This window comes from Actibacterium lipolyticum, from assembly GCF_900184935.1.
GTDB classification, from domain to species: domain Bacteria; phylum Pseudomonadota; class Alphaproteobacteria; order Rhodobacterales; family Rhodobacteraceae; genus Actibacterium_A; species Actibacterium_A lipolyticum.
This window is the reverse complement of sequence record NZ_FXYE01000001.1, coordinates 1,715,662-1,728,282: the sequence shown is the minus strand read 5'-3', so window position 1 is coordinate 1,728,282 and position 12,621 is coordinate 1,715,662. Positions and strand designations below refer to the sequence as shown.

At 56.3% G+C, this 12,621-nt stretch carries 13 protein-coding genes and 1 tRNA gene; 12 read left to right on the top strand and 2 right to left on the bottom strand.

Annotated elements, in window-relative coordinates; genetic code table 11:
* Nucleotides 1-126: 126 nt before the first annotated feature.
* The 6 genes from COL8621_RS08525 to COL8621_RS08500 all read left to right on the top strand — a co-directional run bounded on the left by COL8621_RS08525 (nucleotide 127) and on the right by COL8621_RS08500 (nucleotide 7,143).
* On the top strand, nucleotides 127-498 hold the full coding sequence (locus tag COL8621_RS08525; protein ID WP_093966814.1) for a helix-turn-helix domain-containing protein: 372 nt from the start codon (nucleotides 127-129) through the stop codon (nucleotides 496-498).
* Between the two features lie 268 nt (nucleotides 499-766).
* Nucleotides 767-2,704: a site-specific integrase gene (locus COL8621_RS08520; protein WP_141137862.1), complete on the top strand. Its 1,938-nt coding sequence runs from the start codon at nucleotides 767-769 to the stop codon at nucleotides 2,702-2,704.
* Entirely contained in the window at nucleotides 2,701-4,038 is a 1,338-nt protein-coding gene (locus tag COL8621_RS08515) for a hypothetical protein (RefSeq protein WP_093966812.1), read from the top strand. The genes COL8621_RS08520 and COL8621_RS08515 overlap by 4 nt, the downstream gene beginning before the upstream one ends.
* A 441-nt stretch (nucleotides 4,039-4,479) precedes the next feature.
* Nucleotides 4,480-4,896 carry a hypothetical protein gene (locus COL8621_RS08510; protein ID WP_141137861.1) on the top strand — a complete coding sequence of 139 codons (417 nt, stop codon included), beginning with the start codon at nucleotides 4,480-4,482 and terminating at the stop codon, nucleotides 4,894-4,896.
* Between the two features lie 71 nt (nucleotides 4,897-4,967).
* Nucleotides 4,968-5,408, top strand: coding sequence for a hypothetical protein (locus COL8621_RS08505; RefSeq protein WP_093966810.1), 441 nt, complete (start codon nucleotides 4,968-4,970; stop codon nucleotides 5,406-5,408).
* Between the two features lie 652 nt (nucleotides 5,409-6,060).
* Nucleotides 6,061-7,143 (top strand): tyrosine-type recombinase/integrase, encoded by a 1,083-nt coding sequence (locus COL8621_RS08500; RefSeq protein ID WP_093966809.1) that lies wholly within the window; start codon nucleotides 6,061-6,063, stop codon nucleotides 7,141-7,143.
* 224 nt (nucleotides 7,144-7,367) lie between these two features.
* Here the strand turns inward: COL8621_RS08500 and COL8621_RS08495 are convergent.
* Nucleotides 7,368-7,457: transfer RNA gene (locus COL8621_RS08495), tRNA-Ser, on the bottom strand.
* Nucleotides 7,458-7,596: 139 nt separating this feature from the next.
* On the opposite strand from COL8621_RS08495, the gene COL8621_RS08490 reads away from it, so the two are divergent.
* Nucleotides 7,597-8,421: a DUF2059 domain-containing protein gene (locus tag COL8621_RS08490; protein WP_093966808.1), complete on the top strand. Its 825-nt coding sequence runs from the start codon at nucleotides 7,597-7,599 to the stop codon at nucleotides 8,419-8,421.
* Here the strand turns inward: COL8621_RS08490 and COL8621_RS08485 are convergent.
* Nucleotides 8,418-8,774, bottom strand: coding sequence for a hypothetical protein (locus COL8621_RS08485; RefSeq protein ID WP_093966807.1), 357 nt, complete (start codon nucleotides 8,772-8,774; stop codon nucleotides 8,418-8,420). The genes COL8621_RS08490 and COL8621_RS08485 overlap by 4 nt on opposite strands.
* Before the next feature lie 182 nt (nucleotides 8,775-8,956).
* Here COL8621_RS08485 and COL8621_RS08480 point away from each other — a divergent pair, with 182 nt between their 5' ends.
* From COL8621_RS08480 to COL8621_RS08460, 5 genes are all read left to right on the top strand, one after another.
* Nucleotides 8,957-9,664 carry a 50S ribosomal protein L21 gene (locus COL8621_RS08480; RefSeq protein ID WP_093966989.1) on the top strand — a complete coding sequence of 236 codons (708 nt, stop codon included), beginning with the start codon at nucleotides 8,957-8,959 and terminating at the stop codon, nucleotides 9,662-9,664.
* Between the two features lie 6 nt (nucleotides 9,665-9,670).
* Nucleotides 9,671-9,940, top strand: coding sequence for a 50S ribosomal protein L27 (rpmA, locus tag COL8621_RS08475; protein WP_093966806.1), 270 nt, complete (start codon nucleotides 9,671-9,673; stop codon nucleotides 9,938-9,940).
* A 134-nt stretch (nucleotides 9,941-10,074) separates the two neighbouring features.
* On the top strand, nucleotides 10,075-11,478 hold the full coding sequence (locus COL8621_RS08470; protein WP_093966805.1) for an RtcB family protein: 1,404 nt from the start codon (nucleotides 10,075-10,077) through the stop codon (nucleotides 11,476-11,478).
* Nucleotides 11,475-12,080 (top strand): LysE family translocator, encoded by a 606-nt coding sequence (locus COL8621_RS08465; protein WP_093966804.1) that lies wholly within the window; start codon nucleotides 11,475-11,477, stop codon nucleotides 12,078-12,080. Before COL8621_RS08470 ends, COL8621_RS08465 begins: the two co-directional genes overlap by 4 nt.
* The gene (locus COL8621_RS08460) at nucleotides 12,077-12,616 is read left to right on the top strand and encodes a GNAT family N-acetyltransferase (RefSeq protein ID WP_093966803.1); all 540 of its coding nucleotides are present in this window, start codon (nucleotides 12,077-12,079) and stop codon (nucleotides 12,614-12,616) included. Before COL8621_RS08465 ends, COL8621_RS08460 begins: the two co-directional genes overlap by 4 nt.
* Nucleotides 12,617-12,621 lie beyond the last annotated feature (5 nt).

Sequence of the window (12,621 nt, the reverse complement as noted above, 5' to 3'; positions counted from 1 at the left end):
GTGTCGGAACTGCTATGGTGGGGTCGCTCAATTGTTTCTTTCAATTGGACACCCCCACCATTGCTCGAATTTTGAAGGGGCATTCCCGGCGACTAATTCCATGTCATAGCAACAAGGGAGACCACCATGCTGACTGTCGAAGACACCGCCACACATTTCGATCTCACGTCCGGGACGATTCGAACCTGGATCAAGCGCGGCGTGTTGCCCGCTCAGCGCATCAAAGGGCAGTACCGACTTGTCTGGGAAGATGTCTGGGCGTGCGAGAAGGGACCAATGCCCAAAGGGCTACGCCTCGAACGATACCGCAAGCCCTTGATGAGAAAATCGAGTGTCGCCAAGAAGCTGCGGTATAGCGTGAAGAGCATCGAACGCATGATTGCGGACGGCCTGCCCACTCGAAATGTATTCGGAAGTGTGCGCATCAACCCCGACGACGCCCGCGATTGGATCAATGCAAATCTCGAATTCAATCTTGCCGAAGATTGGTATGTCTGAGGCCCCTATCATTCGCACAGATAGCATATCGGTTTTTCGGACACGAGCGACACTTCCACGTCAGCCGCACATACATCCCCAAACATAAATTGGCGTTATGTTGGCGGGCGTGAATGCAAAAAGCAAAAAAATTGCGACAACATGTGCAAAACGCTCCTTCCGGAACGATCTCCAAATTCCTGAAGCCACAGTGACATGACGAGGCCCTTGCGCCGCGCCTTTCTTCGTGAAGGCGCAGCGTAGGTGCCTTGCGATGAGGAGATCAAAAATGACAATGCATACAACGGCCTCGATTTGCCAGGCAAAGGACTATTGGTTGGGTGAGGTCCTGAGTTGGGCAGAAGCCAACGATGAATCCTACGACGCAATCCGCGAACTCAACAAAATTCCGGCACGGATGAACATGATCGACGATGATATCGGTCTGATACCGGCTGACTTGGTTCACTTTGACAAGGTGATCGCGCCGACATCCTACGGTGTCGTGTCAAAGTCGAAAGATCCTGAAAAAGCCCGCCGGCGCGGCAACTCTCGCGTTCGGGCCTTGCTGGTTCGGTTTCACGAGGCCCATGCCATGGTCGTGCCGCAGATTGGGCGTGAACAATGGGATCGCGTTATCGCGGTGGTCGAAGAAAATGAAGGCTTCACGGCTCGCGGCGCGATCTTTCCGACTGGCAAGCACAAGTCGCTTTTCTCGCTCCGTGCGAGATGTCGGACCAGTCCGCTGGGGTTGTCGCAGGAAGAGATTGACCGCGTGGCCGGAGAAGCAACCCCAAAGGTCAGGAAGTCGATCAATAAGGGCATCAAGCTGATCAATCAGCTCATCACCTTGCAGAATGTTCTTCCTGAAGTTCGGGGCCTCTTGCCGTCGGTCGGCTTCAAGCTTCCCGGCTCGCCGGATCGTGCGCGTCGCATTCTGTGGTCGTGGCTTCCCGAAGCTCTGCGTGCAGATATTGAGGCGGTGTTCCAGCAGACACTTGCAAAACCAGAGGACCGAGCAGCGCAGGTCAAAGCACGCCTCGAGGCGGGCGAAGATCCTGAGGCTGTCCTCGCCGAGGTCAATGCATACGCGAAGACTCGCCGCAGAAAAATCGACAATCCTACTGCAGCCTTATCAGGTTACCGGAATGCTGTGACATGGCTCTGGCGCGCGGTCGATGATCGAGAAAGGCCTGAAACCCTGACTACCTTGGCTGATCTGATCACACGCGAAAACCTGGAAGGCGCATGCGAAGATCAGATTCAGCGGTCGACAAACTCCCTGACACTGAAGGATCCGAAATTATCGCAGACGCTCAACGGGCGGCTTACAAACCTACGAACGGTGGCACGACATGGTCTGTGCCGCCCGGACATCGTTGCACTCATCGACCTGATGAAGATCAGCTATTGGGAATACATCGTCACGCCGAAGCAGATGACGGACGAAGCCGAACATACCTGCAAGGTCTTGCGCGACAATCCGCAAATCGCTGCGAAGTTTGTGCGTGGGCCATATTCGCTCGCCGACCAGGCGATGGCGGATATCGCACACGCCAAGGCCAACTCTGATGAGGATGCCGAGGACCGGGCATTGCGCCTATACGCGGCGGCGGCAATGCAAGCGATTCAGCTGTCCCGGCCACTGCGAACATCCAACATTATCCGGGTTCGCCATCGCGGCGCCCCCGGCAGCCCCGGCAACATTGTCTGGATCCGGGACAAAAAGAAGGCTGAACTCACGTTTTTACCGGGTGAAATCAAAAATGATATCAAGGTAGTCATAACGGTCTTGGACGCCGATGCCGAGATCCTCTGGAAATGGCAAAATGAGCTGCGTGCCCGCTTTGTCGAGTTAAGAAGAATTCCGGACAGCCCGTATCTTTTTCCAGGGAAGGCATCGCCCCGCCTTGTGAAAGACAAAGTATCTCTTCCAGCGGGCTGCGTTTCGCCTTCGACGATGGCCGAGATGTGGGCCCTTGGCGACGCAAATCTTGGACTTGGCCTGACCCCACATCAATGCCGCCACGCCGTCGCCACCTTGGTCCTCGCCCTGGAGCCGGGCAATTACGCAAAAGCCGCGGCAATTCTTGGTGATACCGAAGAAACCGTCCGGAAGCACTATGGGTGTGACAGCGGCCAGGCTGCCGCAACAGAGGTGCGTCAGGCGCTCCTCGCGCATCACCCTGATTTATTCAAGAAAATGAAAAGGAAACTCGCCAAATGACACGCAGGAAAACCATCGAAGAACACCTTGCGCCGGTTCCGGCCTCTATCCGGCGTGACATGCTCGAGAACCGTGACAGTCTCGCGCCCGGCGCGGCTGCCGTGATCGGGCGCTTCTTTGCGATCGTAAAGCAACGCCATGAGCCGATCGAGGCCCCAGGAGAGGAAAGTTTCCGGGCCGCTGCCGCCTCCGAGAGCACCTTGGCGACCCTGCTGCGGGCGCTCGATCGTCATGCGCCCGATGTTTCGACTGCGGCGGCGCGCCAGGTGCGGGCGGAATGGTATGCAAGGCGTCCGGGCAAGACACCCGCCCACGCCCAACACACGCCCTCCGAGGAATCTCTCATTGCATCATGGCCGACTTCCTGGCAGGCCATGTATCCTTCATTGCGCCGGTCCCGGATCAAGGCCTCTTCCAGAGAACGATATGTCGCTTCCATCTCCCGCTGCGCCCAGATCGTTAATTCGGGCGGCGCGGATGAACGCCTGACATTCTATACCGCATATTGTCTCGGGGAGGCCTTCAGAGCCGGTGAGTCGAACGTCAGGCCGGTCACGATCGCCAATTACCTTGAGGGCCTCATTGCTCTTGGCAGACTTGGCGGTGTCGATGCCGAGTCTCTCGATGGCATGCGTTACATGCGCGAAGCTCTACGACATGAGGCACAATCGGGCGATAAGCTGAAGGTCGCCCGCATAAGCGATCTGATGAAGAAGGGCGGATTTGAATACATCGCCGAAGTCATCGGCGATCTGCTTTTAGAAGCCGATCTGTTGCCGGATCATTCAGCGCGCAAGGAGCTGCTGCTACAGACTGTGGCATGCTGTGCTGTTGATATGAACAAGCCTGCAAGGACCGGGGACATGTCACGCTGGTCCATTGGCAGCGATCTGTGGCGCGAGAAGGATGGAACTTGGCATCTCGTGTGGAACCAGGGAAAGACCGGCAGGACAACAGAAGCTGGCGAACTCTGGCCGGAGATAGGTGAAATCCTTGATGAGCTCATTCTGTGCGGTCGGCCAAACAGATTTATCCACATGCGCTATCGAGAGGTTGTCGGCAAAAACTGGCTGACACTGTCTGATGTGGCCAGGCCTGCAAATTGGCCGAGTGAACGGATCAAGGCGGCCCTCGGGGTGCCTTCACATGACCTGCGGACCCTCGCGGCGGACTACATGCGCAGGCACGATCCGGAGAATGCCGCACGAGTCATCTCGACGCATCTCGGCCACGGGACACTCGAGGCGGGCGATGAATACTCAACTGAGTGTGAAAGCGAGGCCGCAGTCCGCGCCTGGCAAAAGGATCGGCAGAAGATCGCACAGGCAGTATAGCAACAAGAACGATCGTCCTTGATCTTTGGTCTGCCTGACTGCGAGGGCAGAAAATTTAGCATGATATGATTTCTTGGTGAAATGGCACCCACTTGGCAATCCCCGCTGTAGTTTCAGTTCATCCCCACCACCGCTCCATTGCATCCTGGCTATCGCTGCGGGTCTAAAAGGACACAAATTGGTGAGTGACCGTAGAGAACGGCCTACGGCAAATCTTGAATAAACATGAAAAATTAGATCGGACAGCATTTTTGTCTGCCGCGCCCCTTCTCGCGAGAGCGCGGCAGACAAAATGCAGTGCCTCAGAAGAGATAAAGAAACCCGCCGGCCGTGAAAATCTCTGCTGCTACCTGAACACCGGCGCAACCACCCTGGAAATCAAAAGGAGGCTCTCCCGGGGTTTTGATCGCCATGATCGGCGGCACAAATTGGAGGTATCATATGTCTATTCAATCAGTTTTGTTGCGGACAGCGGGGAACGACCACGCACTCGAACTAACCAGAGATTTTTTCCATGAATGTGGTGTGGCGATATTGAACGCCGTCACAATTCTCGGCGGACCGGCCGCGCATCGCCGCTGCTTGCGACTGTATTCGAATATCGCCGAAAGCGCAGTCCTCTCTAAATCACTCAAGCATGAACTTGTCTGGCTACACAGGTTGCTCATGCTGGATTTTGTCGGGGATCCAGAGCGTGAGGAAACCTCGCGTTTCATGGCGCTTGATCTTCTGGACCCAAGTGTTGAGGAGGTCTGTCTCGTGGCCGACCGGCTCTTCGACCTACTCGTCGCAATTGCCGAAGAGCATCCGGCCTGCGACGTCGTCCAACGCGAGACATTTGATCTCTCTGCGGCATGACCGTTCTGCCGGCCTTTCGGCCGGCGTCTTGAAGCCTTGGCATTTCGCCACGGTGAGACCGGGAGTAGGTCATGAAGAACTTTTTCCACACGATGCCCCTTGAGGAGCTCTGCGCGCGATCCCTCGAAAAAATCAGACATGTCACGGACGTGGCAACGTCGGCAGAGGTAGCGGGGGCAAGCCAAAACCAGCACGCGATCCGACGATCCATGGACAGCCTTTCCGAGGACAGACTGCTTCGACACGATGGGTGTGAGGCGCTGGATCACGTAGTCTCGATCCTCGTCGAGGAGCTCGATCGGGAAACCCAGGACATCGTGCCAGTCTTTCATGGGCGCAACGATCCGGAAGAGGGCGCGATCGGCACTGTCGTACACGAGCGGATACTGACCCCGCGCGGCGCTCATATCTCAGGATGTCTCGGCAATCTACGCGTTCTTCGCGAGATGCTTTTAGTGTTGGAGCATCGCCTTACAGCTGAGCGCATCGTAAATCGGCGATTCGGTGGATGACGTCGAAAGTTGCTTAGGTGAACTTCGATCAGGTCTACTTCCCTGGCCAGAGGTCGTCTCGGCCAGGGGGGAGGGGAGCCGCGCGAGGCCCGGATGCGGGGCTCTTTCATCTTTATCGGAGAGCCAAGTCTTTCTTAGCCCGGATCGCTATGGATGTTGTACTCGGCCGGTTCGCTGCGGGTAGCAGAAACGGACTTCCTCCTATTTCTGCCCAAAGGCAGGCCAATCATCAGAAAGCATGTCTTGTGTCGCAAAAAAGAATCTAACGGAATCAATTAACTACATTCGCCAAGTGAAGAAATTGACTGAATTTGGCCGCGTTCTGCGACTCGTCGAAGAGAGATGAACCCAATCTTATCTTCGACACCAATGAGGTCCTGAGAAGGACCTGCCGCCGGGATCGCTGGCGGCTACAGGAAGGCGGCAGACACGTGACCAAAGCATCAACGGGATCATTCCAAGACGCAATACCCGTCTTGGCTGACATGAAGCCGCGGGTGCGGGTCGACGTAGTTGTCGAACTCTCGGGATTGAAGCGTCGGACAATCACAGAGCTCGCGTCGAAGCAAAAAATTCCCGGCGCAGTTAAGCACGGCGAGATTTGGACCTTCGATCAGGATCTGCTCGCTCTTTGGCTCACAAAAGGAAACAAATGGCAAACAACATCTACACTCCCCGCAACAGCAAAAATTACTACCTCCGCGTCACAATCGACGGGAAAGAATACAGAGAGTCGCTTCGCACAACTTCTAAACGGGTCGCGGAAAAGAAAGCGCGAGACCGGATCAAAGAACTGAGAGGGAAGGCCGAGCGCGGCGAGTCAGATTGGCTCTTTCATGCCGGCTTCACAGGCTTCTACGATAGCCTGAAGCATTTCGACCCGGACCATGGATGGTCCGCAAAAACCCGCAAACGGTATCAGACAAGCCTGCGCCAGATTGGCCTGACTTTAATAGAGGTCTTCGAAGAGCGCGGCGACGATATCGAGACGGCCGGAGCATGGGAAATCGACCTGAAAACGATCTCGGAATTTGTTGCTATGCGCAAGGATGCGGGAGTTTCTGTCGCGACGATAAATCGCGACCTCACCGCTTTCAATCATCTCATGAGTCATATCAAAAATCTGGGCTGGATCGAAATGAATCCAGTTCTACAATTCGAGAAGGCTGGAATGAAGGAAAGCCTGCCGGACATCGTGCTCCCCACGGATGCGGCTATCCAAAAGCTCGGACGGCGCGCACCCGGAACCCTCGCCGTTTTCCCGGCATTCCTTGATGCAACCGGGGGCCGTGTTACAGAAATATCGATGATCAAATGGGCGGATCTGAAAGGCATAGAAAAACCCGTCGAGGGGCATGTAACACTGACATTGCGACACACTAAGGGACGCAAGATCCGGACCATCACTCTGCGTCAGCAGGCGGTCGACATCCTGTTGAAGATTCGTCGCTCCAATCGGTCGCCATATGTCTTCTGGAACAAGACCGAGGATGGCTATTATCGTAGCGCGGCCAACATGTTCTGGGATTATGCGCAAGAGACCGAGTTCGGCGCTCGCCTCCATGATATCCGCCACAAGTTTGCCATTGAGCGCCTTAAAGAAGGTTGGTCGGTTTATCGCGTGCAGCGCTACATCGGGCACGGATCCGTGAAGACAACCGAGCGCTATTACTTCCGCTACCTGTCACAGGAGCAGCAGGTGATTGCCGAAGCTGATGGCAACGTCGGCCTCTGATACCAACCGAAACAGACTGATGAAGGCCCCGCCGGAAACGGCGGGGCTTCGTCGTTTTGGAAGTGATAAATCGCTTGGCCAAGAGATATAATTCTGTGCTGGAACGGCATAGTCGGTGCATGCAGTGGAGCGGAAACACGGCATAGTATGCCGACTCTACCATGCACTGGCTCGGAATGTGGTATGTAATGCCATCTTATAATTGCAATGCAATCAAAGACTTGTGGCGGAGAGACAGGGATTCGAACCCTGGGTGGGCTTGCACCCACAACGGTTTTCGAGACCGCCCCGTTCGACCACTCCGGCACCTCTCCGCAGGCCAGTGGCTTGTGAGGGGGGGATTTAGTGCCAAGCGGCGGGCGGTGCAAGCCGTTATTTGCTCACACGGCATTCTACCTTGGAAAAGGTGGGGCGGAAGCTTACGTTCAGGCCAACAAGTCTTTGGGGCATCCTATGTTTAAACCTTTCATTCTTTTCTTTGCCGCTGCGGTTTTCGCGTCACCGCTGAGCGCGGAGCCATCGCCGAAACTTGTCGAATTGGTGGATGCGCTGCGTCTTTCAGATTCGCTTGAGATTATGGTGCAAGAGGGCACCGCCTATGGCGACGAGATCGAGGCAGAGATGTTTGCCGAGCGCGGTGGCGCGCGTTGGCAGGCGATGGTCGCCAGCGTCTATGACCTAGAGCGGATGGAAGATTTGATGGTTGGCGTTCTGGAAGACGAACTGGACAGCGCCGACCTTGACCCGTTGATCGAATTTTTCTCGTCCGAACGTGGCGTGAAGATCGTAGAGCTGGAAATCGCTGCTCGGCGGGCGATGCTTGACGATGGCGTGGATGAGGCTGGGCGGGACCGTCTGGCCAGAATGCGCTCTGAGGGGGATCCGCGTCTGGACGTTCTGAAAGAGTTCGAAGCGGTGAACGAGCTGATCTCGTGGAACGTGGCCGGTGGATTGAATGCGAACTTTGCCTTTTTCCAAGGCCTTGTCGATGGCGGGGCGTTCCCGTTCGAAGTTACCGAAGAGCAGATGCTTGCGGATGTGTGGTCACAAGAAGAAGACCTGCGGGCCGAAACAGCTGACTGGTTGTTTTCGTATCTGGCGTTTGCATATCAGCCGCTGAATGACGCGGATTTGCGTGCCTATATTGATGCGTCGGCAACCAAAGAAGGGCGGGCGTTGAATGTCGCGATGTTCGAAGGGTTCGACATTGTGTTTCGTACCATCTCTCGCGAGCTTGGCTTGGGCGCGGCGCAATTCATTGCGGGGCAAGATATCTAATTGCCATGCACCATCAGCGCGACGGTAAGCGCTTCGGCGTCTGCGCGATAAAGGTCGATATCTTCGCCTAGGCGCGCAACAAGTTCGGGCTGTCGATCCGCCGGCACTTTGGCCAGCGCCATTGCCTGCGTCAAAGTGGGGCCGCCACCTTGGATGATCTCGGCCTCAATCTGGGGCAAGTGCGCGGTTACAAACGTCTTCACTTTGCTTCGTTTGGCGTTATAAACGCTGTTCTCCACCGCGGTGCTGATTGCTGCGCCGGGCAGGGCAAGCGGATGTGGAATATGACTTGCTTCGCCGCCTGCGCATGCGGCCAACAACAAGGTTGGCAAAAGCCAGCGGGGCAGGGACATTGTTCAGCCTTTCGGGGTTGACTTAAAACCTATCTTCTACGATAAGCCGCCTTCTCTGCAAGGGGTCCGCCTTTGCGGATGTGTTAACTATCGTCCCCAAAGGGGCGCGCTGTCAGACGGCGCTTCGGCACCAACACCGCTAATTGCGGGGCCACATGACGCGGGTGAATAAGGAAGATCATATGTTTGCGGTCCTGAAGACCGGTGGCAAACAGTACAAAGTCCAGTCGGGCGATGTTCTGCGTGTCGAGAAACTGGCGGCGGAAGCCGGTGAAACAATCCAGTTCAACGAAATTCTGATGGTTGGTGGCCAAGTTGGTACGCCCACCGTTGATGGTGCTGGCGTTCAAGCTGAAGTCATCGAACAGATCAAAGGCCCCAAGACGATTAACTTCGTTAAGCGCCGCCGTAAGCACGGTTCGCAGCGCACAAAGGGTCACCGTCAGCAACTGACGCTTCTGCGCGTGACAGACATTCTTGAAAAGGGTGCCGACAAGTCCGGCGTTAAAGCTGCTGTTGGTGCAGGTTCTGTTGCGGCGATCGCTGCTGCTGCGCCTGCTGCAAAAGCTGCCCCCAAGAAAGCCGCACCAAAGAAAGCTGCTGCTAAGGCCGAAGCGCCTGCTGCTGCAGCATCCGAAGGTGGCACCAAGCCTGCCAACCTGCTGACTGAAGCACGTGGTGGCAAAGCTGACGATCTGAAAAAGATCTCGGGTGTTGGTCCTAAACTGGAAGGCCTGTTGCACGAAAACGGCGTTTTCCACTTCGACCAAGTTGCCGCTTGGACCGCAGACGAGATCGCCTATATGGATGACAAGCTTTCATTCAAAGGCCGTATCGAACGCGATAACTGGCTGGAGCAAGCAGCCAAGTTCGCAGCAGAACAGGAGTAACGACAGATGGCACATAAGAAAGCAGGCGGTTCATCCCGTAACGGCCGCGACTCAGCCGGTCGTCGCCTTGGCGTCAAGAAATACGGCGGCGAAGCTGTAATTCCTGGCAACATCATCGTGCGTCAGCGCGGCACCAAGTGGTGGCCGGGTGAAAACGTTGGCATGGGCAAAGATCACACCATTTTTGCGACCAACGAAGGCGCCGTGAAGTTCCACAAGGGCCTCAAGGGCCGTACCTTTATTTCGGTTCTCCCGGTGGCGGAGGCCGCTGAATAAGCCGAAACCTCAAGGTTTAAAGTTATTAGGGGGATCGGCACAGGCCGGTCCCCCAATTTATTTTTTCGGGTCCGGTCTCATCTCAGCCGCATTTTTGCGGTCTTTTTTGAAACGAGGGAAAATGGACTAGTACAATGACGATTACCGGTAAGGATTTGATTGATTTTGGTTTTGAGCAAGGCCCTGACCTTGGCAAGGCTTTGGAAGAAGTGCGCGCGCTTGATCTAAGCGGCGATGCGCTTGCACAATGGGTGGCGCAGAATAAACCAGCGCCCAAGCTGCGTCTTCAGGATGCGCCTGCCTATCAAATCAATCTGGAAGCCGAAACAGAGGCCGAAGAAGACAACTTTGCCAAAGTTACCGAAACGATGGACGTGCTAATGCGCACGCCCACGCTGCGCGGTGGTGCGGTGATGCCTGACGCGTGTCCGGCTGGGCCCAAAGGAACGATCCCTGTGGGCGGCGTAGCGATTGCTGAAAACGCGATCCACCCGGGGATGCATTCGGCTGACATCTGCTGTTCGGTCATGGTGACAGAGTTTGAGGATTCCGACCCCAAGACGGTTCTGGATGCGGTGCACAAGGCCACGCATTTCGGCCCCGGCGGGCGGATGAACGGCCAACGCTATACCATGTCGCCGGATCTTTATGATGCGTTTCGGGAAAACCCTTTCCTGAACGACAAAAAGATCCTGCAAGCCGCCCAGGAACAGTTGGGAACGCAGGGAGATGGAAACCACTTCGCCTATGTCGGTGTGTCCAAGGCCAACGGCACGACATGTCTGGTCACGCATCACGGTTCGCGTGGTCCGGGGGCGGGGCTGTACAAGCTTGGGATGCGCTGTGCGGAAACGTGGCGCAAGAAGCTGGCGCACGGTGTGTTGAAACAAAACGCTTGGATCCCGGCCGATACCAATGATGGAGAGGCCTATTGGGCTGCGTTGCAGTTGATCCGCAAATGGACCAAGGCAAACCACAACGGCATCCATCAGGCGGCAACGATCTTTGCTGGTGGCAAGGTGCGTGAACGGTTCTGGAACGAACATAACTTCGTGTTCCGGAAAGGTGACCTGTTCTATCACGCCAAGGGCGCCACGCCGATCGATGACGAGATGCTTCCCGATACCAACGGTGTGCAGATTGTGCCGCTTAACATGGCCGAGCCGGTGTTGTTGATTAGGTCTGAGCCTAACGCGCGCAACTTGGGTTTTGCTCCGCATGGGGCGGGGCGCAACATGTCGCGCGGGGCGCATAAACGTGCCATGGGCGATGAGGCCGAGGCCGACATCTTTGCCCGCGAAACCGTGGGGCTGGATGTTCGTTTCTATTCTGGCAATGTCGATATCTCTGAGTTGCCGTCGGCATATAAGCCCGCCGCGAAAGTGCGCGAGCAGATGGAGCGGTTCGAACTGGCTGAACTGGTCGATGAGATCCTGCCATACGGTTCGATCATGGCTGGCGACTGGGAGCGGGACGCGCCATGGCGTCTGAAAGCCGCCGCCAAGCACGCGGCCAAGGCGCAAGAGGCCGCAGCATGAGTGTTGCAGTCGGATCGTTCATGGTGTTCGCCGCATCGCAGATCGGCACGCCGGGGCCAGCGAACCTTGCCCTGATGGCCACGGGCGCGCGGTACGGGTTAAAGCCCGCGCTGCCGTTCGTGGCTGGGGTCGCGCTTGGCAAGCAGTTGGTCATTTGGCCGATGGGGTTTGGCCTGTTGGCGTTGTCTGAACAGGTGCCATGGCTTTTTGAAACCCTGAAATGGGTGTCGGCGGCCTATATCTGTTGGCTGGCGTGGCGCGTGGCGAACCTGCGGTTGTCGGTTGGTGACGCGGCTGGTCCGCCACCCGGTTTTGCGGCCGGTCTGATCGTGCATCCGCTGAACCCAAAGGCGTGGGCGATGATCACCGCCGGATTTACGCAGTTCGTTGGGCCGGGCACCTCTGCCTTGCAGGCCACAGCGACGATCGCCATCTGTCTTTTGCTATGCCAGATCGTTTTACACCCGATCTGGACGTTCGGAGGGGAACGGATCGCCCGTGTTGTTGCCGGGCGGAAATCGGAACAAATACTTATGTGGGTGCTTGCGGGCCTAACAATTGCAAGCGTTGGTTATGTGCTTTTCGGAGGAGGGAAGGCATGAAAATGGATTCAATAGTGACTCAACAAACAATAGAAACAGAACGGTTTCGGTTGCGCCCTGTGCGCAAATCGGACGCGGGCCTTTTGCAGATGTATGCCGGGGACGAACGTGTTGCACGGTTTACCCGGTCTATTCCGCACCCGTTGCCACCCGGCGCGACGGAGGCGTTCATCGCACGGTCGCTGGCCGAAGACCGGAAAGAAGATGTATGGGTCATGGATGGCACAGAACAGGGCCTTTCTGAGGTTCTTGGCGTCATCTCGTTAGAACGGATGGAGCGTGAGCAGTGCGAAATCGGCTATTGGGTCGCGCCCGCGTTTTGGAACACCGGGATCGCGTCGCAAGCCGTCGCTGCCTTGCTTGAGGCGAACCCGCTGAACTGCAAGACGGTCTTTGCCGAAGTCTTTCAGGATAACGCAGGCTCTGCCCGTGTGTTGACCAACGCAGGCTTCGAATACCTTGGCGACGCCGAGGCGTTTTCTGTCGCGCGTAACGCTAAGGTGGCCACTTGGACCTACCTTAAGAAACAGGTGTAACCCCT

Excerpts from the sequence above, each read along its gene's own strand:
- COL8621_RS08525 (WP_093966814.1), top strand. The coding sequence starts at position 127 with ATGCTGACTGTCGAAGACACCGCCACACATTTCGATCTCACGTCCGGG.
- COL8621_RS08520 (WP_141137862.1), top strand. The coding sequence starts at position 767 with ATGACAATGCATACAACGGCCTCGATTTGCCAGGCAAAGGACTATTGG.
- COL8621_RS08515 (WP_093966812.1), top strand. The coding sequence starts at position 2,701 with ATGACACGCAGGAAAACCATCGAAGAACACCTTGCGCCGGTTCCGGCC.
- COL8621_RS08510 (WP_141137861.1), top strand. The coding sequence starts at position 4,480 with ATGTCTATTCAATCAGTTTTGTTGCGGACAGCGGGGAACGACCACGCA.
- COL8621_RS08505 (WP_093966810.1), top strand. The coding sequence starts at position 4,968 with ATGAAGAACTTTTTCCACACGATGCCCCTTGAGGAGCTCTGCGCGCGA.
- COL8621_RS08500 (WP_093966809.1), top strand. The coding sequence starts at position 6,061 with ATGGCAAACAACATCTACACTCCCCGCAACAGCAAAAATTACTACCTC.
- COL8621_RS08490 (WP_093966808.1), top strand. The coding sequence starts at position 7,597 with ATGTTTAAACCTTTCATTCTTTTCTTTGCCGCTGCGGTTTTCGCGTCA.
- COL8621_RS08485 (WP_093966807.1), bottom strand. The coding sequence starts at position 8,774 with ATGTCCCTGCCCCGCTGGCTTTTGCCAACCTTGTTGTTGGCCGCATGC.
- COL8621_RS08480 (WP_093966989.1), top strand. The coding sequence starts at position 8,957 with ATGTTTGCGGTCCTGAAGACCGGTGGCAAACAGTACAAAGTCCAGTCG.
- rpmA (WP_093966806.1), top strand. The coding sequence starts at position 9,671 with ATGGCACATAAGAAAGCAGGCGGTTCATCCCGTAACGGCCGCGACTCA.
- COL8621_RS08470 (WP_093966805.1), top strand. The coding sequence starts at position 10,075 with ATGACGATTACCGGTAAGGATTTGATTGATTTTGGTTTTGAGCAAGGC.
- COL8621_RS08465 (WP_093966804.1), top strand. The coding sequence starts at position 11,475 with ATGAGTGTTGCAGTCGGATCGTTCATGGTGTTCGCCGCATCGCAGATC.
- COL8621_RS08460 (WP_093966803.1), top strand. The coding sequence starts at position 12,077 with ATGAAAATGGATTCAATAGTGACTCAACAAACAATAGAAACAGAACGG.